Here is a 20404-nt window from a genome sequence, read left to right on the forward strand (position 1 = left end):
ATGGCTGCCGCCAGCCCGGCCGCGACCCAACCGGGCGCCCTGCCCGCGCCGGATCCCGACCGCATCGATCCGCGCCGCCTGGTCACCTTCATGCTGATGGTGCTGGGCATGTTCATGGCGATCCTGGACATCCAGATCGTCTCGGCCTCGCTGTCGGAAATCCAGGCCGGGCTGGCCGCATCCAGCGACGAGATCCCGTGGATCCAGACCTCCTACCTGATCGCCGAGGTCATCATGATCCCGCTGTCGGGCTATCTGTCGCGGATGCTGTCCACGCGCTGGGTCTTCACCATCTCGGCCGGCGGCTTCACGCTGATGAGCCTGCTGTGCGGGCTGTCGAATTCGATGTCCGAGATGATCGTCTGGCGTGCCTTGCAGGGCTTCGTCGGCGGGGCGATGATCCCGACGGTCTTTGCCTGCGCCTATACGATCTTTCCGCGTTCCAAGATGCATATCGTCTCGCCCATGATCGGGCTGGTGGCGACGCTGGCGCCGACCATCGGGCCGACGCTGGGCGGCTATCTGACCGAATATCTCAGTTGGCACTGGCTGTTCTTCATCAACGTAGTGCCGGGCATCATCGTCACCACGGCAGCCTTCCTGCTGATCGACTTCGACAAGCCGGATCTGAGCCTGTTCCAGCGCTTCGACTGGTGGGGCTTCCTGGGGCTGGCGCTGCTGCTGGGCGCGATGGAATACGTGCTCGAGGAGGGCGCCGGCGACGACTGGTTCGCGGATGAGGGCATCGTCGCCATGACCGGGGTGATGCTGGCCGGGGGCTTCCTGTTCTTCTGGCGCGCCTTCACCGCCGACGAGCCCATCGTGCGGCTGGACGCCTTTGCCGACCGCAACTTCGCCATGGGCTCGGTGTTTTCCTTCGGCCTCGGCATTGGGCTTTACGGGCTGATCTACATCTTCCCGGTCTATCTGTCGGGGATCCGCGGCTACAACTCGCTGCAGATCGGCGAAGCGATGATGGTCTCGGGCATCTCGATGTTTTTGACCGCGCCCGTCGCCGGCCGACTGTCGCAGAAGCTGGACCCGCGGCTGATGATGGGGGCGGGTTTCGCGCTGTTCTCGCTCAGCTGCTGGATGATGGCCGGGCTGACCGAGGACTGGGATTATTGGGAAATCTTCCTGCCGCAGATCCTGCGCGGGATCTCGCTGATGATCTGCATGGTGCCGGTGTCGAACATCGCGCTTGGCATGCTGCCGCCCGAGAAGGTCAAGAACGCTTCGGGCCTGTTCAACCTGACCCGCAACCTGGGCGGCGCGGTCGGGCTGGCGCTGATCAACACGATCCTGCGCAATCGCGAGGATTTCCACTATGCCCGCATCGCCGAAAGCGTGCATCCCGGCAACCAGGCCGCGACCGGCGCCATCGGCATGCTGGAGCAGGCCTATTCCTCGCTGGGCGAGGCGGCCGAGACCGCGGCGCTGGCCAGCATCTCGGGCATGGCGCAGTTGCAGGCGGTGGTGATGTCGCTGGCCGACATCTTCGTGCTGCTGACCGGGCTTTTCGCCGCGCTGGCGCTGCTGCTGCTGTTCGTGGAAAAGCCGCAAGCCGGCGCGGGCGGCGGCGGCGGTCACTGAGCCCGCGTCACGGGGCCGTCAGCGCCGACAGGCTTTGGCGCTGGCCGCCCGTGTCGTCGAAGTTCCCCGGCGCGAGCCAATCCGCATGCGCCCGCGCCAAGCGCGGCCAGTCGCGGTCGATGATGGCAAACCAGGCGGTGTCGCGGTTGCGGCCTTTATAGATCATGTGCTGGCGGAAGATGCCCTCGAAGCTGAAGCCATAGCGCAGGGCAGCGCGGCGCGACGGCGCGTTCAGCGCGTCGCATTTCCACTCGACCCGGCGATAGCCGACGCCGAAGGCCCAGCCGATCATCAGCGAAATCGCCTCGGTCGCGGCGGGGGTCTGCTGCATCGCCGGCGCGATCTCGATATGGCCGATCTCGATCACGCCATTGCGCGGATCGATGCGCAGGAACGAGGCGAGCCCGCCCACCGTGCCGCTCGCCCGGTCGCGCAGGGCATAGAAGAACGGGTCGCGGCTTTCGGCCATGCCCGCCTGCCAGGTGCGATAGACCTCCAGGTCGGCGAAGGGGCCATAGCCGAGATAGTCCCAGACCCAATCCTGGCCCTGGTTGGCCGCGAACAGGTCCTCGGCATGGCGCGCCGGGTCCAGCCGTTCCAGGGTGACGAACCGGCCCTCGATCCGCTCCGGACCGGGGGCGGGCGGCGGGACGAAGCCGGTGACGACGGGGCCGGTCGGACGCTCTGCCATGCTGCTCTCCCTGAAGGCTCAGGCGAGCATCTTCGGATCGCCGCCAAGGTCAAGCCCCGGAAACACCGCGCGCTCCAGCACCCCCGGTTCCAGCCCGAAGAGCCCGCGCATGGCCCAGGCGGCATAGGCGCGAATGTCGCGCAGGGGCATCAGGTCGCGGCCGGCGTAAAGCTGGCCCTCGCCCAGGCCCGGCCAGTCGCCATAGGCGCGGCCGCCCTTGATCGCGCCGCCGGCCATGATCAGTGCGCCGCCGGTGCCGTGGTCAGTGCCGCCCGAGCCGTTCTCGCGCACGGTGCGGCCGAATTCGGTCATGGCCAGCACGGTGGTGCGCTGCCAGTTCGCACCCAGGCCGTCGCGCAGCGCCAGGATCGCGGCGGCGAGCCGGTCGAAGCCGCGCCCGATCACCGGCGCCTGATTGGCGTGGCTGTCCCAGCCCGGGATCGAGAAAGCGGCGATGCGGCTTTCCCCGTTCAGCCGGTTGGCGGCAAAGGCGGCCAGAGACTGCGCATCGCCGGTCGGGCCGGTGGTCTTTTCCATGGCCGGGCTCTCGGCGCCGATCTGCACCGCATCGCGGGCGGCGTCGCGGAACAGCGGGTCGTCGTGATAGACATGCTCCAGCAGCAGCTGCGCCTGCGGCGACAGGCTCAGCGCGGCGCGCGGCGCCCAGGCCATATGCGCGGCCTCGCCTTCCAGGATCTTCATCTGCTCGATCCCGACCGCATAGGCGGTTTCCGAACTCGCACCCGGCACCGCCTGCAGCAGCCGGTTCAGCCAGCCGCCCAGCCGTCGGTCCACCGGCAGGTCGTTGCCGGTCCCGGCCTCCAGCACGTCCTGGCCGTCGAAATGGCTGCGCTTGTCGCGATAGGGGGTCGAGACGGCATGGGCAAAGGCCAGCTCGCCCTTTTGCCACAGGGGCAGCAGCGGCCCCAGTCGCGGGTGCAGGGCATAGAAGCCGTCGAGGTCCAGCGCCCCGGCATCGGGCCCCAGCGACAGGTCGCGGCGCAGCTTGCGCAGCATCGGGTCGCCATAGGGCTGGATCGCGTCCAGCCCGTCCATGGCGCCGCGCAGGATGATCACCACCAGCCGGTTGTCCGAGGGCAGCGCGGCAAAGGTCATGCTGTTCATCAGGGGATGCGCCGCGGCCGAGCAGCCGAGCAGCGCCGCGCTTTTCAGAAACAGCCTGCGGTCCAGTTGCAGCATCGCCTACCTCCGGTTGAAGTCGCTCGAGGCGAGGATCAGCACCACGCCCTCGGCCGCGCTTTCGGCCTTGGGCACCGCCCAGGAAAGCTGCTCGGATTGCGTGCCGCCGAAGGCCGAGACCAGCATCTCGCGCGGGTCGGGCAGTTCCGGCAGCAGCAGGCGCGGCATGCGCAGCGCCCAGTTGATGCGCGCGGCCATGGTCTGCGGCGCGATCCAGGCCCCGGCCTCTTCGGGCCAGCCGTCCGGGCCTTTCGGCTGGTTCCAGGGCTGGCCCATCACCGGCAGGTGGTTCCAGACCGCGCGGCGGAACATCTGCTCGTCCAGCGCCGCGATCTGCTGTCCCGTCACCCCCAGCGCGCGCAACCCCGTCACCGTCAGGTCGAAGGGCTGGCGCACCTTGGCGCGCAGGTTCCGGGCCAGCGCCGGATGCGTCACCAGCACGCGATAGACCTGCGGCAGGTCGCCGTGGCTTTCGCGCCAGACATCGGCCATGGCCTGCACCAGATCCTGCGGCGGATTGTCCGAGACGAAATGCACCGCCAGCTTCCTCGAGACGTAAAGCGCGGTCTCGGGCCGGCGGGCGAGGTCGCGAAACGCGGCGCGGATGTCGTCGAGCCCGCCGCGCCGGTTGCCGCCATAGCTCTTGCCCAGCACCGTCTCGGCCCCCGGCTCGGCGAGCGCCGGCTTGAAGGTGAAGCCCTCGTCATGCGAAAAGCCCAGACCCGTCAGCAGTTCGGCCAGCTGGCGCACGTCCTTCTGGCTGTATTTGGCGCCGGCGCCCAGCGTATGCAGCTCCATCGCCTCGCGCGCCAGGTTCTCGTTCAGGCCGAAATGGCGGTCAGGCCGGCGCTTGACGAAGGGCGAGTTCGGCCCCCGGCTCGACACCTGGTCGAGATAGATCAGCATCATCGGATGCGTCTCGGCGGCGAAGAGCATGTCCTCGAAGCGGCCGTTCACATGCGGGCGGATCGCCTCGTCCTGATAGGCCAGCCCAAGGCCGGTATTGACCTTGTTGATGGCGCGCGCGGTGAAATGGTCGCACCAGAACTGCACCAGCCTTTCGCCGAAGCCGATGGGGTCGTCCACGGCGCGGATCACCCGGCGGCGCAGGTCATCGACCTGCAGGGTGCCCAGCTGGCGATTGGCCGCGATCGACTCGGGCGGCTCGGGCCGGCCCTCGCGGCGGGCCTTGATCCCCTCGCGGAAGGTGCGGGCGATGCGGCTGGCCTCGGCGGTGGTCATGGCCTCGGGGCCCGGGCCGGCATTGGCGGGGCCAGTAAGCACCGCCGCCGCGTCGGCCGGCGGCGGCATCAGCGGCGACAGGCCGAAGCCCAGCCGGATCGCCGCCATCTCGGGAAAACCAATGCTCATGCGTGCCTTCCATCGCCGGGGATCGCGCGTCCCCGAAGGGGTTATGGCACGGTCGGCGGCAAAGGTCAGTTCACGCTTTCTTCAAGTGCCGCAATGCGGCAAAGGCCCGCGCATGGCGCGGGCCGCAGCCGTCATTCCTTCGGCAGCACGCGCAGCCGCAATTCGCGCAGCTGCTCGTTCGTGGGCTCGCTGGGCGCGCCCATCATCAGGTCCTCGGCGCGCTGGTTCATCGGGAACATGATGACCTCGCGGATGTTCTGCTCATCCGCCAGCAGCATGACGATGCGGTCGATGCCGGCCGCGCAGCCGCCGTGCGGCGGCGCGCCATAGCGGAAGGCCTTGACCATGCCGCCAAAGCGCTTTTCCACCTCGTCATGGCCATAGCCGGCCAGTTCGAAGGCCTTGAACATGATCTCGGGCTTGTGGTTCCTGATCGCGCCCGAGATCAGCTCGTAGCCATTGCAGGCCAGGTCATACTGATAGCCCTTGACCGCCAGCGGGTCGCCCGACAGCGCCTCGAGCCCGCCCTGCGGCATCGAGAACGGGTTGTGCGAGAAGTCGATCTTGCCGTCGTCGCCCTTTTCATACATCGGGAAATCGACGATCCAGGCGAATTTGAACTGGTGCTCGTCGGTCAGGCCCAGCTCGCGGCCGATCTCGTTGCGGGCCCGGCCGGCGACGGCCTCGAAGGCCTCGGGCTTGCCGCCCAGGAAGAAGGCGGCGTCGCCCTCGCCCAGACCCAATTGCAGGCGGATCGCCTCGGTCTTTTCCGGGCCGAGCGCCTTGGCGATGGGACCGGCAGCCTCGGTCGAGCCGTCCTCAGCCTTGCGCCAGAAGATATAGCCCATGCCCGGCAGGCCCTGCTGTTGCGCAAAGGCGTTCATGCGGTCGGCGAACTTGCGCGAGCCGCCGGTGGGCGCGGGAATGGCGCGGACCTCGGTGCCGTCCTGTTCCAGGAGTTTCGCGAAGATCGCGAAGCCCGAGCCGCGGAAATGGTCGCTGACCACCTGCATCTCGATCGGGTTGCGCAGGTCGGGCTTGTCGCTGCCGTATTTCAGCATCGCCTCGGCATAGGGGATGCGCGGCCAGTCGGCATCGACCGGGCGGCCGCCGCCGAATTCCTCGAACAGGCCCTGGATCACCGGCTGGATGGCGGCGAACACATCCTCCTGCTCGACGAAGGACATTTCAAGGTCGAGCTGGTAGAAGTCGGTGGGCGAGCGGTCGGCGCGAGGGTCCTCGTCGCGGAAGCAGGGCGCGATCTGGAAATACTTGTCGAAGCCCGCGACCATGATCAGCTGCTTGAACTGCTGCGGCGCCTGCGGCAGGGCATAGAACTTGCCCGGATGCAGCCGCGAGGGCACCAGGAAGTCGCGCGCACCCTCGGGGCTGGACGCGGTGATGATCGGGGTCTGGAATTCGGTAAAACCCTGGTCCCACATCCGGTTGCGGATCGAGCGGACCACCTGGCTGCGCAGCATGATGTTGTTATGCAGCGACTCGCGGCGCAGGTCGAGGAAGCGATAGGCGAGGCGGGTTTCCTCGGGATAGTCCTGGTCGCCGAAGACCGGCAGCGGCAGGTCGTCCGAGGGGCCGAGGATCTCGACATCGGTGGCATAGACCTCGATCGCGCCGGTGGGCAGCTTGGGGTTCACCAGGCTCGCGTCGCGCAGCTTGACCTTGCCGTCGATGCGGATCACCGTCTCGGCGCGCAGCTTTTCCAGGGCGACAAAGGCCGGGCTGTCGCTGTCGGCGATGACCTGGGTGATGCCGTAATGGTCGCGCAGGTCGATGAACAGCACGCCGCCATGATCTCGGACCCGGTGGACCCAGCCCGACAGGCGGATGGTTTCACCGGCATTGGCGGCCGTCAGCTGGCCGCAGGTGTGGCTGCGATAGGCGCTCATCGATTTTCCCCTTGCGTATTCGGTCACGCATGAACCGCCTGCGCCGGGGGAAGTCAAGCGATCAGAACGGCCGTACCACGTTGCCGGAATAGAAATAGACCCCCATGCCGACGGTGAACAGCGCGTTCCCGGCCACGGCATGCAGGGCCCAGGCCGCCGGAAAGCCGAACTTCAGATAGGCGCGGGCGAAGAACCAGCCGCCGACCAGCGTCAGCGCCGCGACGATCCAGGACCAGTACATCAGATGCGCAAAGGAAAACACCGCCGCGTTCAGCGCGATGGCCGCCTGCCCGCGCGGCAGGATGGCGCCGTAGCGGTGAAAGAACAGCGGCCGGAAGATCAGCTCTTGCGGCAGGGCGGACAGGATCGGGTAGAAGCTCCAGATCACCAGCAGGAACTCGGGCCGCTGCCGCGCCATGCTGAAGATGGCGCCGGGGCGCGAGAACCACAGGATCGCGGCGCCCAGCGCGGTGGTGATCAGGATCATGCCCAGGATTTCCAGCCAGGGCAGCCGGCCCCAGCCATAGACCAGCCCGCGCCAGTCGAAGCCGCCGGTGAACCACAGAAGCGCCAGCCCCGCCAGGCTGAACAGGGCCAGCGCCTCGAACAGCATATGCCCGGGCATGAACAGCGCAATGGCCAGCGGCGCCCCGATATAGAGCGCCGCGAACTCGGCCCGGAGCAGGGCGCGGTTTACTGAAGCCGCCGGTTCAGCCATGCCCGCCACTGGGCGGGAGAACCCGCAAACACGTTCAGGTCCACGTTACCGCCGACGCCCGGCACCACGCCGGTCCCGGTATATTGCCAGAAGCTGTAGGGCTGGCCGGGGTAGACGATGCGCGGGTGACCCGCGACCGAGCGCAGCCAGAATTCCTCGGGCCAGCGCGACAGGTTGTTGTCGCGGTAGAAGTCCACCGTGGTATAGATGATCGGGCGCTGGCCGTAGTATTGGTGCAGGATGTCCTTGAAGATCTTGGCTTCCCGCAGCACCTCGTCGGCCGGCGGCCGGCGCGGGCAGGTTTTCGAGGGCGTCCATTCCAGGTCCACCACCGGCGGCATGGCGCCGCGTTCGCGCGGCACGTTCTGGATGAACCAGGCCGCCTGCTGCGTGCCCGAGCGGCAGAAGTAGAAATAGTGATAGGCGCCGCGCGGGATACGGGCCTGCGCCGCCTCGGCCCAGTAGCGGCGGAAGTTCGGGTCGACCCAGTCGCCGCCCTCGGTCGCCTTGATGAAGGCGAAGCTGATGCCGGATCCGCGCACCGTGCCCCAGTCGATATTCCCCTGATAGCGAGAGATATCAATGCCATGCACCGGATGGTCATAGGGATGGCCGCCGACCCAGGCATGGGGGGCGCTGTCGCCGAACTTCGGTCCCAGCCCCTGTCCCGCCATCACCGCGCGGCTTTGCGACGGGCCGCGCCCGCAGGCCGCCACGGCGACCAGCAACAAGACCGTCAATATCCTGCCGAGAATTCTCATCTTGCCCTCTGCCCCATGCGCCTGTCCTCGGCGCTTTCGCCCCTTATCGCAAAGGTGGGGCGCCATGTCACGATGGCGTGACGCTCACGAGTTTGTGCGGCGTGCGGGGTCGGCAGGGCGCGGCCGGCAAGCCGCTGGAAAGGTGCGGATTTCGGCTGTGACACGGGTGCAGCGGGCGTACACCGCGCGTGCACAGGCCGTACACCGGCTGCGCGCCGCGGGGGTGAGGGTTACCGCTGACAGCCTGTCCCTGTCGAAAGCGCCGGCGGCACCTCTGTCCGGGTGTGGGACGAGAATGACTGGTCCGGCGACAGCCCTTGCGGAAATCGGCCGGTTCGGCAAGATGCTCGCATAACGATCACCGGGTTTTCGCCTTGCTAACCAGAATCTTGGCCGCGCCGCTTGCGGTCTTCATCATGGCCTGCAGTCTCTATCTGTGGCGCGAGATCTACCGCGACAGCGACTGGGCGCTGGCCTGCCTGTTGCCGCTGGGCGTGTTGTTGCTGGTGGCGCAAATCGCCATCCTGCGGGAAGACTACCGGGCGCGGATGCTGCTGACGCTGCGGCCCGGCTCGCGGCTGACCCGGATCCTGACCGGGCGGCTGAGTTCGCTGGCGGGCGCCGTGGGCTTTATCGCGCTGTCGCTGCCGGTTATGGCGTGGCAGGCGCTGAACCTGACCCTGCCCGAGACCGGGCTGGTGATTGCGGTCTGCGTGATCTCGGGCTGGGTGTTTCTGCTGATCGAGAACCGGCTGGCGCGATCCTTCAACCATCCGTTCGGGCGCGCCTACTCGATGCGGCTGTCGAGCTGGCTTTGCGCGGCGCTCGCCTGTCCGGTGATCGTGTGGCTTTCCTGGAAATTCACCACATACCCCGATGAGTTCCTGCGGGCAGGTTTTGGCGAAGCTATGCAGCTTGGCATGGATGCGCTGCCCGAGCGTCGGGGCGTTCTGGCCGAAATCATGGCACTGCCTTATGCCCTGCAAGGCGCCAAGATCTGGTTCATCGTCCAGCATCGGGAACACGGCTGGCTGACCCTGTGGCCAAGCCTCGACGCCGCTCTGTTCGGCTTCGTCGCGACCCGCGCCAGCATCCTGCTGACCGACCTCACCGAGCACCTGCTGCTGGCGCATCCCCCTGCTTCGACCGGAGAAACCGCGTGACCGGCACCCCCGAGGGACAGAAACCGGCGCCGCAGCGCCGCCGGCATGGCCGAGGCGTCAGCTTCTTCTTCTGGCTGACCATCGGGGTGCTGGTCATCGGCACCGGCGCCCTGGCGGTGCTTGGCGCGATGCGGCAACCTGATCCCGCCGCCGCGCCAGTCGCGGTGCCGGAAAACAGTCAGGCGAGCAAACGCACCCGGTTCGAGGAGATGCTCGCCGTATTGCCGCAGAAAGTCCGGGAAGAGATCCAGAAACACCTTGATGAGGCGCTGGACCGCATCTTTCAGCCAGCCTTTGACGGTATTCCTCGCTATGCCAAATTTCACTATTCGCTGCGCGGTGAGTATAGCGAGCTTCTTGGCGCGGCCCTGCCGAAATCCGAAACCGCCTTGCAACAGTATGTGTTCAACGGAATGGACCAGCGCCTGAAAGACGAGACGGCGAAGCTCAATCAGAAGTTCGGAGATCTCTACATACGGCAGCTTCAGGATGTCGTCGCCAAGATTGAGAACGGCAAGCAGGATCCCGGTTTCGACCATATCGTGCAGACTATCAAAACCGACCTGATGCAACGCGTCAGCGTGACCGCACCGGTGGCCTCGGCGGCATCGACCGTTGCGGCGTTGGCCGCCACCAAGGTGGCGTCCAAGACCGTGGCCAAGAAACTGGGTGCGACCATCGCCAAGAAGGTGGCTGCAAAGGGCACGACCAAGGTCGGTGGTGTCCTGACCGGCGCTGGCTCGGGTGCGGCCGCATGTTCCTGGAGCGGGCCGATCGCGGCGGCCTGCGGCGCCGGCGGTGCGGTGATCGCCTGGGTGGCCATCGACAAGGCGATCATCGAACTGGACGAATATTTCAACCGGGAAGAGTTCGAGGACGAGTTGCGCGCGGATATCGTGGAACAGAAGCAGGCCGTCCGTGCGGCTCTTGAGAAAGCACTGACGGATAAAAGCAAGGAAATGGAGGGGCAGGGCAAGCGTGTCGCGCACGGCAAATTCACCGCATATGAGCTTACGCAAGGCGGCTCGGCCGCGATGTGCGAAAAGGCAAAGGAACTGCTGGACCGATATGACGCGCTCCGCAGCAATGCCGCGCTGCGGCAGGGCACGGCGGTCAACGATCTGCGCGATGAGGTCGAAGGTCTGCAGACCCTTCCCGCGCTGAAGGAGATCGCCAACGAAATGCTGCCGGTGCTGACGAACGAAGCCGCCACCGTGGAGCTTTACGGCATGGGAATCAGTGGCTATCTGCCCCCGGATCTGCGCGAAAACCGCGACCTGTCCGGGACCGCGACGGTGAACGATGTCGCGAGGGAGATCGAGCGCTTCGAGGCCAGCGAGGACGTGGCATTTCGCGCGCCGGTGCGCGTCTCGGGGCAGGGGCTGCGTCCGGGCGAGATGCTGCGCGTGAAGCTGACGCTGGAGCAGCATCGCCGATTTTTCTCCAACCGCCATTTTGCCGGCGAAACCGAGCTTCCGGTCGATGATCTGATCGCGGATATGGGGCCAGAAAGCGACACCCCGCATCAGGTCTCGCGCAATATGGCGCTTGCGCTGGACGAAGACGGTGATGGAAAGGCCGAGCCGGGCGCGCCCTGGAACGAGATCGAAGTGTGGCTGGCGTTGCGTGCGCAGAGCCTGCCCCCGATCACCTCCAAGGGCTGTCCCGCGCCCTGATGGCTCAGCCCGCCCCCGGCACCAGCTTGCCCGGGTTCATGATGCCCTGCGGGTCCAGCGCCTGCTTGATCGCGGCCATGACCGCGACCGCCTCGCCGTGCTGGGCGCGCATCAAGGGCAGCTTGCCGATGCCCACGCCATGCTCGCCGGTGATGGTGCCGCCGACGGCCAGCGCGCGCTCGGCCATGCGGGTGGCGACGCGCTTGGCGGCGGCCAGTTCCGCCGCGTCGCCGGGCATCACCAGGATCTGGGCGTGGAAATTGCCGTCGCCGACATGGCCGACCATCGGGCCCAGCAGGCCCTCGGCGCGGATGTCGGCCGCGGCTTCGGCCACCGCCGCCGGCAGGTGCGACATGGGCACGCAGACATCGGTGACGACCGCCGTGCAGCCCGGCCGCAGCGCCAGGCAGGAGCGATAGGCGTTGTGGCGCATCTTCCACAGCGCGGCGCGGGCCTCGGGCGTGGTGGCCCAGTCGAAGCCGGTGCCGCCGAAGTCCGCGGCCAGCGCGCCGAAGGCCTCGGCATCGCCCCGGACCGAGGCGGGGGCGCCGTGGAACTCGACCATCAGATGCGGGCCCTCGTGCATCTGGGTGCCCGAGAAGCGGTTGAAGGCGCGCACCACGTCGGCGTCGATGAACTCGATCCGCGCCATGGGGATGCCGGACTGGATGGTCGCGGTCACGCATTCCACCGCCTGCTCCAGCGTCGGAAAGCCGCAGACCGCGGCGGCGGTCTCCTCGGGCTGGCCGTGCAGGCGCAGGGTCAGCTCGGTGATGATGCCGAGCGTGCCCTCGGCGCCGACGAAGAGCCCGGTCAGGTCGTAGCCGGCCGAGGATTTCGCGGCGCGGGTGCCGGTGCGGATCACGCGGCCGTCGGCCAGCACGACCTCGAGCGCCAGCACATTGTCACGCATGGTGCCGTAGCGCACCGCCGTGGTGCCCGAGGCGCGGGTCGAGGCCATGCCGCCGAGGCTGGCGTTGGCGCCGGGATCGACCGGGAAGAACAGGCCGGTGGCGCGCAGCTCCTGGTTCAGCGCCTCGCGCGTGCAGCCGGGCTGGACGGTCGCCTGCAGGTCATCGGCGCGGATCTCGAGCACCCGGTCCATGCGCAGCATGTCGAGGACCAGCCCGCCCTGCGTGGCCAGCGCCTGCGCCTCGAGCGAGGTGCCGGTGCCCCAGCCGATCAGCGGCACGCGGTGGGCATGGCAGATGGCGGCGACCTGCGCGACCTCGCCGGTGGTCTCGGGCCAGGCCACGGCATCGGGCGGCGGCGCGCGGTGCCAGGATTCGGACTGGCCATGCAGCTCGCGGTCGGCGCCGCTGGTCGAGAAGCGGGGGCCAAGCAGCGCGGCAAGCGCCTCGGCGGCGGCGGCGGGAATCGGCATGGGCTCCTCCTGGCTGGGCATGGCCGTTCTTAAAGCCGACCGCGCGCCGCCCGCAAGGTCAGGCCCGCGCGCCGAACAGCCCCTTCACCGCGCCGATGGCGGGCGAGACGACATAATGCGCGACCGGGATCAGGATCATGCCCAGGATCACCCCGAAGATGCCGTCGAAGAAGGCGGTGGTCACCCAGGCGGCGGCGCCGGGCGCGGCGGGCATGGCCTGGGCGGCCGCCTCGGCCATGTGGTGGATCCATTCATAGGGCTGGTGCTGGCCCAGCACGTGCAGCCCGTGCACGACGATCTGGCCGCCGACCCAGATCATCGCCGCGGTGCCGACCACGGTCAGCACCTTCATGAAGCCCGGCATGACATGCACGATGCCGCGCCCCAGCGCCGCGGTGGGGCCGCCGCGCTCGTGCAGGTGCAGGCCGAAGTCGTCGGCCTTCACGATCAGCGCCACGAAACCGTAGACCGCGACGGTGATGCCCACCGCCACCACAGCGAGGATCAGCGCCTTCATCCAGATCGCGTCGCCGTTCGGGATCGCGGCGAGCGCGATGGTCATGATCTCGGCCGAGAGGATGAAATCGGTCTTGATCGCGCCCCTGACGCGCTCTTCCTCGAGGCCCGCGGCGCCCCCGGGCGTCACGGTCAGGTGCGGGTCGTTGCCGTGGTCGTGGGCGAGCGCGTGAAAGATCTTCTCGGCGCCCTCGAAGCACAGATAGGCGCCGCCGATCATCAGCAAGGGCGTGATGAGCCAGGGCGCGAAGGCCGAGAGCAGCAGCGCGATCGGCAGCAGGATCACCAGCTTGTTGAAGATCGAGCCGCGGGCGATCTTCAGGACGATCGGCACCTCGCGCGCGGCGGAAAAGCCATGCACGTATTTCGGCGTCACCGCCGCGTCGTCGATCACCGCGCCCGCCGCCTTGGCCCCGGCCTTGGCCGCCTGTCCGGCCACGTCGTCGACCGAGGCGGCCGCGATCTTGGCGATCCCCGCCACGTCGTCCAGCAGCGCCAGAAGTCCGCTCATCCGTTTTCCCCTTTGATCCTGCCTGCCGAAACTGCGGGGATAATCCGGCAAGGACAAGGCCGGTTCCGCATGTTCGCTTGCTTATGCCCGGCGAATGCGCAATCTAGGCGCCGTTGCGATGAAAGGGCCGAGACCATGCTGGACGTGAACGCGAAACCGACCGAGGAAATCGACCTGCGCGAGGTCTTCGGCCTTGACAGCGACATGAAGGTCAAGGGCTTTGCCGAGCGCACCGACCGCGTGCCCGAGATCGACACCACCTACAAGTTCGACCCGGACACCACGCTGGCGATCCTGGCCGGCTTTGCCTACAACCGCCGGGTGATGATCCAGGGCTATCACGGCACCGGCAAGTCGACCCATATCGAGCAGGTCGCCGCGCGGCTGAACTGGCCCTGCGTGCGGGTGAACCTGGACAGCCACGTCAGCCGCATCGACCTGATCGGCAAGGACGCGATCAAGCTGGTGGACGGCAAGCAGGTCACGGTGTTCCACGAAGGCATCCTGCCCTGGGCGCTGCGCAACCCGACCGCCATCGTCTTCGACGAATACGACGCCGGCCGCGCCGACGTGATGTTCGTGATCCAGCGCGTGCTGGAGGCCGACGGCAAGCTGACGCTCTTGGACCAGAATGAGGTCATCACGCCGAATCCCTATTTCCGCCTGTTCGCGACCGCGAACACCGTGGGCCTGGGCGACACCACCGGCCTTTACCACGGCACGCAGCAGATCAACCAGGGCCAGATGGACCGCTGGTCGCTGGTCTCGACGCTGAATTACCTGTCGCATGACGCCGAGGCCGCCATCGTCCTGGCCAAGAACCCGACCTACAACACCGAGAAGGGCCGCAAGATCATCAACCAGATGGTGACACTGGCCGACCTGACCCGCACCGCTTTCATGCAGGGCGACCTGTCCACGGTGATGAGCCCGCGCACGGTGATCGCCTGGGCGCAGAACGCGCGGATCTTCGGCGACAACGTGGGCTATGCGTTCCGGCTGACCTTCCTGAACAAATGCGACGAGCTGGAGCGCCAGACGGTGGCCGAGTTCTATCAGCGCCTGTTCGACGAGGAACTGCCGGAAAGCGCGGCGGTCAAGGCGGGCTAATGCCCGCCCTTGATCTCGTTCAGGGCCGCCATCGCCAGAAAACCTGATCGGGTCAGCCCCAACTGACCCGCCGCCGTATCAATCGCCTCCAGCGTCCCGGCATCCAGGCTGACATTCACCCGGCGCTGCCGCGTGCTGCGCCTGACATGCGGCACGGCGATCAGAAATGCCCCTGCCGCCAGCTCCTCGGCGCATTCCGCGGCGATATCGCGCAAGGACCCCGGTGCCGTGATGGGCTGGTCCTCGAACCACAATTCAATGGCCTCGACCGCATTGGGCAGGATGTCGTTTTCGGCATCCGCAGCCGAAAAGCAGCCCGGCAGGTCCGGAAAACGGATGCCGAAGGCGCTGTCCTCATCCTTTTCCACCAGCGCAAGATAGGTTTTCATTCGCCCTCCAGCCAGCCTGCCATGCGCGCGATGCTGCGCGCGGTTCCAATCGGCAGATCCTTTTTCGGATGCGGCACGATGACCGTCCGCGCATCCTTGCGGAATTTGTGATGCGAGCCCCTGATCGAGATCAGGGCCCACCCCTCGGCCTCCAGCCGTCTCACAATGTCCCGGCTGCTTCGCAGGATCTCCATATGTGTATTTATATGCGCACGCCACTTTCCGTCAAGACCTCTCGACAGAGGCGACAATCTGTCCCAGAAACGAGTCATGAAAAAATCCGACAACCCCGCCGATCCGTTCAAGAAGGCCCTGACCGAGGCCACCCGCGCCATGGCCGAGGAGCACGAGCTGAACGTGACCTTCAGCGCCGATCCCTCGGGCGTCTCGGGCGACACCATGCGCCTGCCGCAGGTCAGCCGCCGCATGACCCGCGACGAGGTGCTGATGGCGCGCGGCACGGCGGATGCGCTGGCGATGCGGATGCGCCACCACGACGCCTCGACCCATGCGAAATACGTCCCCGCCGGGCCGATGGCGCGCGACCTCTACGAGGCGATGGAGACGGCGCGCTGCGAGGCCCTGGGTGCGCGCGACATGCCCGGCGCGCTGTCGAACATCGACGCCAAGCTGGGCCAGGAGGCCGAGCGCAAGGGCTATGGCCAGATCAAGGCCCCGGCCGATGCGCCGCTGGCCGTCGCCGCGGGCTATCTGGTGCGGCAGGCGGCGACGGGCCGCACCCTGCCCGGCCCAGCACAGCATGTCGCCGACCTGTGGCGCCCCTTCGTCGAGGAACAGGCCGGCGCCGATCTGGACCAGGTGCGCGAGGTGCTGGCCGACCAGGCCGCCTTCGCGCGGCTGGCGCGCAAGGTGATCTCGGATCTCGGCTATGGCGACCAGCTGGGCGAGGACCCGGACGAGCCGCAAGAGGACGAATCCGACGAGAGTGCCGAACAGGACGAGGAGGCCGGCGACAACCAGTCCCGCGACCAGAACCCCGACGACGAGGCCGAGGCCAGCCCCGAGCGCAGCCAGGACCAGACGCAGGAAGAGCGTCAGGCCCAGGTCAGCATGGACGACCAATCGGACGAGGAAATGGCCGACGAGGCCGAGATGTCCGAGGCCGACACGCCGCCCGACCTGCCGCCTCCGGTCAGCGACGCGAGCCCCGACTACAAGGTCTATACCCAGGAATTCGACGAGGAGATCCGGGCCGAGGACCTGGCCGACCCGGCCGAGCTGGAGCGGCTGCGCGCCTATCTCGACAAGCAGCTGGAGCCGCTGCGCGGCGCGGTCTCGCGGCTGGCGAACAAGCTGCAGCGCCGCCTGCAGGCGCAGCAGAGCCGCAGCTGGGAGTTCGACAAGGAAGAGGGCGTGCTGGATGCCGGGCGCTTGGCGCGCGTGGTGGCGAACCCGACCACGCCGCTGAGCTTCAAGGTCGAGAAGGATACCGAATTCCGCGACACGGTGGTGACGCTGCTTCTGGACAACTCGGGCTCGATGCGCGGCCGGCCGATCAGCATCGCCGCGATCTGCGCCGACGTGCTGGCGCGGACGCTGGAGCGCAGCCAGGTCAAGGTCGAGATCCTGGGTTTCACCACACGGGCCTGGAAGGGCGGGCAGAGCCGCGAGAAATGGCTGGCGGCCGGGCGGCCGGCGCAGCCGGGGCGGCTGAACGACCTGCGCCATATCATCTACAAGGGCGCCGATGCGCCCTGGCGGCGGGTGCGGCCGAACCTGGGCCTGATGATGAAAGAGGGGCTCCTGAAGGAAAACATCGACGGCGAGGCGCTGGAATGGGCGCATCGCCGGCTGGTGCGGCGGCCCGAGCAGCGCCGGATCCTGATGGTGATCTCGGACGGGGCGCCGGTGGACGATTCGACGCTGTCGGTCAACCCGGCGAACTTCCTGGAAAAGCACCTGCGCGACGTGATCGCCATGATCGAGAAGAAGAAGCATGTGGAACTCTTGGCCATCGGCATCGGCCATGACGTGACGCGCTATTACCAGCGCGCCGTCACCATCACCGATGCCGAGCAGCTGGCCGGCGCCATGACCGAGCAGTTGGCCGCGCTGTTCGAAAGCGACCCGCGCAAGCGCGCCCGGGCCATGAACCTGCGCCGCGCCGGCTGAGCCTGTCCTTTCCGCCTGCTTGATTGCGGCCCCGTCCCGTGCGACCACTCCTCCGGGACGGGTATTGTTGCGGGTTTCAGGTGCTCAAGATTGGTTTCTTCATCCCCGAGTTTCCGGGCCAGACGCATATCTTCCTGTGGCGCGAGCGGCAGGCGCTGGCCGAACTGGGGATCGAGGCCGACCTGGTCTCGACCCGGCCGCCGCCGCGCAAGGTCGCCTCGCATGCCTGGGCTGCCGAGGCGCAGGGGCGGACGCGCTATCTGATGCCGCTGCAGGGCGGCGCGCTGGGAATCGTGACGGAGTTCCTGCGCTCGGGGCCCGGCGGCTGGGCGCGTGGCTTCGGCGCGGCGCTGACGGCCGAGGCGCCGGGGCTGAAGGGCCGGGCGCGGATGCTGGCGCTGCTCGCCATGGGCGCGCGGCTGAAGCGCATCGCGCGCGAGCAGGGCTGGCGCCATGTCCATGTCCACAGCTGCGCCGACAGCCTGAACATCGCCATGTTCGCCGAGCGCCTGGGCGGCCCCAGCTACAGCCTGACGCTGCACGGCCCGACCTTGGAGGGCTACGGCCCGAACCAGCGCCAGAAATGGCGCCATGCGCGGTTTGCGACCATCATCTCGCGCCTGCTGATGGGCGTGGCGCAGCGCGACATCGGCCCGGACCTGCCGGCGGTGGTGAATATCGCGCCGATGGGGGTGGACCTGTCGCAGATCCGCCGCGCCGCGCCCTGGCAGCCGCCGGCACCGGGCGAGGCCCTGCGCCTTTTCTCTTGCGGCCGGCTGAACGCGGTCAAGGGCCACGATCACCTGATCCGCACGGTCGAGATCTTGCGCGCGCAAGGCATCGACGCGCGGCTCGAGATCGCCGGCGAGGATGAACAGGGCGGCTCGGGCTATCACCGCCATCTCGACGCGCTGATCGCCGAAAAGGGCCTTGGCGATGCCGTCACGCTTCTGGGCGCGGTCAGCGAGGACCGGGTGCGCGCGGGGCTGGAGCGCGCGCATGTCTTTGCGCTCGCCAGCCTGAACGAGGGCATCTCGGTCGCGATCATGGAAGCGATGGCGATGGAAATGCCGGTGGTCGTCACCGATGTCGGCGGCAATCACGAGCTGATCGCCTCGGGGCAGGACGCGATCCTGGTGCCGGCCGAGGCGCCCGAGGTGATGGCCGAGGCGATCGCCGGGCTTTACGCCGACCCCGAGGACGCGCGCCGGCTGGCGCAAGCCTCGCGCGCCAAGGTCGCGGCCGCGTTCCACCACCGCCGCAGCGCCGAAGCGGTGGCCGATGGGCTGGCCCGCACCATGCCGGGCGCGCGCGAGGCGCTGGAACGCAGCCCCGCGCGGGGGTAAGACGGGCGGGCCAAGACGACAGGACAGCCCCAGGACAACCCCATGTTTCAGACCTATGACAGCGATTCCAACCCGGCCCTGCATCCCCCCCGGCTGGAGGCGCTGCGGCGCGAACTGGCGGCGCGCGCGCTCGACGGCTTCCTGGTGCCGCGCGCCGATGCGCATCAGGGCGAATATGTCGCGGCCCGGGACGCGCGGCTGGCCTGGCTGACCGGCTTCACCGGCAGCGCCGGCTTCTGCATCGTCACCCCGGACCGCGCCGGCGTCTTCATCGACGGCCGCTACCGCGTGCAGGTCAAGGCCGAGGTCGACGCCGCCGCCTTCACCCCGGTGCCCTGGCCCGAGACGAAGCCCGCCGCCTGGCTGCGCGATGCCCTGCCCGAGGGTGGCCGCATCGGCTACGACCCCTGGCTGCATACGCGGGCCGAGATCCGCACGCTGGAACAGGGCCTGACCGGCTCGGGCATCGCGCTGATCGCAGTCGAGCACAATCCGGTCGATGCGATCTGGCAGGGCCAGCCCGAGCCGCCGGTGGGCGCGGTGCGGCTGTGGCCCGATGCCGTGGCGGGCGAGACGGCGGCTGACAAGCGCGCCCGCATCGCCGCCGGCCTGCGCGCGGCGGGCCAGCGCGCGGCGGTGCTGACCCTGCCCGATTCGCTGAGCTGGCTTCTGAACATCCGCGGCGCCGACGTGCCCAGGAACCCGGTGGTGCAGGGCTTTGCCATCATCGAGGACAACGGCCATGTCGCGGTCTTCGCCAATCCGGCGAAATTCGGCGCCGAGGTGCGGGCGGCGCTTGGCAACGCGGTCTCGGTCCTGCCGCCCGAGGCGCTGATCCCGGCGCTGACCAATCTCTCCGGCCCCGTCCGGGTCGATCCGGCCAGCGCGCCGGACCAGGTCTTCACGCTGATCGAAAGCATGAACACCCCCATCGCCGAAGGCCCCGACCCGGTGATCCTGCCGAAGGCGCAGAAGAACCCGGCCGAGATCGCCGGCATGCGCGAGGCGCATCTGCTGGACGGCGCGGCGGTGACCGAACTGCTGCACTGGCTCGACAGCCGCGCCCCGCAGCTGGACGAGCAGCCGCTGACCGAGATCGGCGTCGCGGAAAAGCTCGAGGCGCTGCGCCGGGCGGGCGGCATCCTCGACATCAGCTTCGACACCATCGCGGCCACCGGGCCGCATGCCGCGATCCCGCATTACCATGTCAGCCGCGCCAGCGACCTGCGCATCCTGCCCGGCCAGGTGCTGCTGGTCGATTCCGGCGGCCAATATGCCATGGGCACCACCGACATCACCCGCACCCTGGCGATGGGCCCGGTCGATGCCGATGTGCGCCGGCCCTATACACGGGTGCTGCAAGGCATGATCGCGGTGTCGCGGGTGCAATTCCCGCAAGGGGTCGCGGGCGCGCATATCGACGCGCTGGCGCGGGCGCCGCTCTGGTCCGAGGGCATGGACTACGACCACGGCACCGGCCACGGCGTCGGTGCGGGCCTGTCGGTGCACGAAGGGCCGGTGCGGATCTCGCGCATCTCCGAGATCCCGCTGGCCGCCGGCATGATCCTGTCGAACGAGCCCGGCTATTACCGCGAGGGCGCATTCGGCATCCGCATCGAGAACCTGATCGTGGTCGAGCCGCGCGAAAGCGCCGACGGCCGCGCCATGCTGGGCTTCGAGACCCTGACCTTTGCCCCGATCGACCGCCGGTTGATCGACCCCGCGCTGCTGTCGCAGGACGAGCGCGCTTGGCTCGACGCCTATCACGCCGAGGTCTTCGACAAGATCGCGCCGCTGGTCCCGGACGCCACCCGCGACTGGCTCTATCTGGCAACCCGGCCGCTGGGCGCCAGCGCCTGACGGCCGCCCGGCCTGGCGCTTTCACCGTTTTCCAAATACTCCGCCGGCGCCGAGGTCGGATGGCACGATTTCTTT

Annotated in this window: 17 protein-coding genes; 7 read left to right on the forward strand and 10 right to left on the reverse strand. The window is 68.1% G+C overall.

Annotated features, from left to right (window positions below; genetic code table 11):
* A complete protein-coding gene (locus ASV56_RS13230; RefSeq protein WP_062562544.1) occupies positions 1-1593 on the forward strand; it encodes a DHA2 family efflux MFS transporter permease subunit in 1593 nt (530 codons plus the stop codon).
* Positions 1594-1600: 7 nt separating this feature from the next.
* Here ASV56_RS13230 and ASV56_RS13235 read toward each other — a convergent pair whose 3' ends face one another.
* From ASV56_RS13235 to ASV56_RS13260, 6 genes are all read right to left on the reverse strand, one after another.
* Positions 1601-2284, reverse strand: a complete 684-nt coding sequence (locus ASV56_RS13235; protein WP_062562545.1) for a GNAT family N-acetyltransferase — start codon at positions 2282-2284, stop codon at positions 1601-1603.
* Between the two features lie 18 nt (positions 2285-2302).
* Positions 2303-3484 carry a DUF1501 domain-containing protein gene (locus ASV56_RS13240; protein ID WP_062562546.1) on the reverse strand — a complete coding sequence of 394 codons (1182 nt, stop codon included), beginning with the start codon at positions 3482-3484 and terminating at the stop codon, positions 2303-2305.
* A gap of 3 nt (positions 3485-3487) precedes the next feature.
* Complete coding sequence (locus ASV56_RS13245) at positions 3488-4855, reverse strand: DUF1800 domain-containing protein (RefSeq protein ID WP_062562547.1); 1368 nt, start codon at positions 4853-4855, stop codon at positions 3488-3490.
* Positions 4856-4986: 131 nt separating this feature from the next.
* The gene (gene aspS / locus ASV56_RS13250) at positions 4987-6762 is read right to left on the reverse strand and encodes an aspartate--tRNA ligase (RefSeq protein ID WP_062562548.1); all 1776 of its coding nucleotides are present in this window, start codon (positions 6760-6762) and stop codon (positions 4987-4989) included.
* 61 nt (positions 6763-6823) lie between these two features.
* The gene (locus tag ASV56_RS13255; RefSeq protein ID WP_062562549.1) at positions 6824-7480 is read right to left on the reverse strand and encodes a CPBP family glutamic-type intramembrane protease; all 657 of its coding nucleotides are present in this window, start codon (positions 7478-7480) and stop codon (positions 6824-6826) included.
* Positions 7456-8241 (reverse strand): glycoside hydrolase family 25 protein, encoded by a 786-nt coding sequence (locus ASV56_RS13260; protein WP_062562550.1) that lies wholly within the window; start codon positions 8239-8241, stop codon positions 7456-7458. The genes ASV56_RS13255 and ASV56_RS13260 overlap by 25 nt, the downstream gene beginning before the upstream one ends.
* Positions 8242-8615: 374 nt before the next feature.
* On the opposite strand from ASV56_RS13260, the gene ASV56_RS13265 reads away from it, so the two are divergent.
* Entirely contained in the window at positions 8616-9404 is a 789-nt protein-coding gene (locus ASV56_RS13265; protein WP_156429167.1) for a hypothetical protein, read from the forward strand.
* On the forward strand, positions 9401-11080 hold the full coding sequence (locus ASV56_RS13270; RefSeq protein WP_062562552.1) for a hypothetical protein: 1680 nt from the start codon (positions 9401-9403) through the stop codon (positions 11078-11080). The genes ASV56_RS13265 and ASV56_RS13270 overlap by 4 nt, the downstream gene beginning before the upstream one ends.
* 4 nt (positions 11081-11084) lie before the next feature.
* Here the strand turns inward: ASV56_RS13270 and ASV56_RS13275 are convergent, their stop codons facing one another.
* The gene (locus ASV56_RS13275) at positions 11085-12464 is read right to left on the reverse strand and encodes an FAD-binding oxidoreductase (protein ID WP_062562553.1); all 1380 of its coding nucleotides are present in this window, start codon (positions 12462-12464) and stop codon (positions 11085-11087) included.
* Positions 12465-12522: 58 nt separating this feature from the next.
* Positions 12523-13491, reverse strand: a complete 969-nt coding sequence (locus ASV56_RS13280; protein ID WP_062562554.1) for a DUF808 domain-containing protein — start codon at positions 13489-13491, stop codon at positions 12523-12525.
* Positions 13492-13626: 135 nt separating this feature from the next.
* Between ASV56_RS13280 and cobS the strand changes: the two genes are divergently transcribed.
* Positions 13627-14601, forward strand: coding sequence for a cobaltochelatase subunit CobS (cobS, locus tag ASV56_RS13285; protein WP_018000870.1), 975 nt, complete (start codon positions 13627-13629; stop codon positions 14599-14601).
* Here the strand turns inward: cobS and ASV56_RS13290 are convergent.
* Both ASV56_RS13290 and ASV56_RS13295 read right to left on the reverse strand, forming a co-directional pair.
* Positions 14598-14990: a type II toxin-antitoxin system HicB family antitoxin gene (locus tag ASV56_RS13290; RefSeq protein ID WP_062562555.1), complete on the reverse strand. Its 393-nt coding sequence runs from the start codon at positions 14988-14990 to the stop codon at positions 14598-14600. The genes cobS and ASV56_RS13290 overlap by 4 nt on opposite strands.
* Entirely contained in the window at positions 14987-15184 is a 198-nt protein-coding gene (locus tag ASV56_RS13295; protein ID WP_198019311.1) for a type II toxin-antitoxin system HicA family toxin, read from the reverse strand. The genes ASV56_RS13290 and ASV56_RS13295 overlap by 4 nt, the downstream gene beginning before the upstream one ends.
* A gap of 76 nt (positions 15185-15260) precedes the next feature.
* On the opposite strand from ASV56_RS13295, the gene cobT reads away from it, so the two are divergent.
* The 3 genes from cobT (at position 15261) to ASV56_RS13310 (ending at position 20329) form a co-directional block, all read left to right on the forward strand.
* The gene (cobT, locus tag ASV56_RS13300) at positions 15261-17123 is read left to right on the forward strand and encodes a cobaltochelatase subunit CobT (protein WP_062562556.1); all 1863 of its coding nucleotides are present in this window, start codon (positions 15261-15263) and stop codon (positions 17121-17123) included.
* A gap of 80 nt (positions 17124-17203) precedes the next feature.
* Positions 17204-18469 carry an exopolysaccharide biosynthesis GT4 family glycosyltransferase EpsE gene (gene epsE / locus ASV56_RS13305; RefSeq protein WP_062562557.1) on the forward strand — a complete coding sequence of 422 codons (1266 nt, stop codon included), beginning with the start codon at positions 17204-17206 and terminating at the stop codon, positions 18467-18469.
* A gap of 42 nt (positions 18470-18511) precedes the next feature.
* Positions 18512-20329, forward strand: a complete 1818-nt coding sequence (locus ASV56_RS13310; RefSeq protein WP_062562558.1) for an aminopeptidase P family protein — start codon at positions 18512-18514, stop codon at positions 20327-20329.
* The last annotated feature ends 75 nt before the right edge of the window (positions 20330-20404 follow it).

It is taken from the genome of Paracoccus aminovorans (assembly GCF_001546115.1).
Taxonomy (GTDB): domain Bacteria; phylum Pseudomonadota; class Alphaproteobacteria; order Rhodobacterales; family Rhodobacteraceae; genus Paracoccus; species Paracoccus aminovorans_B.

What these genes read in the sequence shown, in the direction of transcription:
- cobT (WP_062562556.1), top strand. Translation starts at nt 15,261, where the DNA reads ATGAAAAAATCCGACAACCCCGCCGATCCGTTCAAGAAGGCCCTGACC.
- ASV56_RS13290 (WP_062562555.1), bottom strand. Translation starts at nt 14,990, where the DNA reads ATGAAAACCTATCTTGCGCTGGTGGAAAAGGATGAGGACAGCGCCTTC.
- ASV56_RS13280 (WP_062562554.1), bottom strand. Translation starts at nt 13,491, where the DNA reads ATGAGCGGACTTCTGGCGCTGCTGGACGACGTGGCGGGGATCGCCAAG.
- ASV56_RS13275 (WP_062562553.1), bottom strand. Translation starts at nt 12,464, where the DNA reads ATGCCGATTCCCGCCGCCGCCGCCGAGGCGCTTGCCGCGCTGCTTGGC.
- aspS (WP_062562548.1), bottom strand. Translation starts at nt 6,762, where the DNA reads ATGAGCGCCTATCGCAGCCACACCTGCGGCCAGCTGACGGCCGCCAAT.
- ASV56_RS13230 (WP_062562544.1), top strand. Translation starts at nt 1, where the DNA reads ATGGCTGCCGCCAGCCCGGCCGCGACCCAACCGGGCGCCCTGCCCGCG.
- ASV56_RS13235 (WP_062562545.1), bottom strand. Translation starts at nt 2,284, where the DNA reads ATGGCAGAGCGTCCGACCGGCCCCGTCGTCACCGGCTTCGTCCCGCCG.
- cobS (WP_018000870.1), top strand. Translation starts at nt 13,627, where the DNA reads ATGCTGGACGTGAACGCGAAACCGACCGAGGAAATCGACCTGCGCGAG.
- ASV56_RS13295 (WP_198019311.1), bottom strand. Translation starts at nt 15,184, where the DNA reads ATGGAGATCCTGCGAAGCAGCCGGGACATTGTGAGACGGCTGGAGGCC.
- ASV56_RS13240 (WP_062562546.1), bottom strand. Translation starts at nt 3,484, where the DNA reads ATGCTGCAACTGGACCGCAGGCTGTTTCTGAAAAGCGCGGCGCTGCTC.
- ASV56_RS13310 (WP_062562558.1), top strand. Translation starts at nt 18,512, where the DNA reads ATGTTTCAGACCTATGACAGCGATTCCAACCCGGCCCTGCATCCCCCC.
- ASV56_RS13260 (WP_062562550.1), bottom strand. Translation starts at nt 8,241, where the DNA reads ATGAGAATTCTCGGCAGGATATTGACGGTCTTGTTGCTGGTCGCCGTG.
- ASV56_RS13255 (WP_062562549.1), bottom strand. Translation starts at nt 7,480, where the DNA reads ATGGCTGAACCGGCGGCTTCAGTAAACCGCGCCCTGCTCCGGGCCGAG.
- ASV56_RS13245 (WP_062562547.1), bottom strand. Translation starts at nt 4,855, where the DNA reads ATGAGCATTGGTTTTCCCGAGATGGCGGCGATCCGGCTGGGCTTCGGC.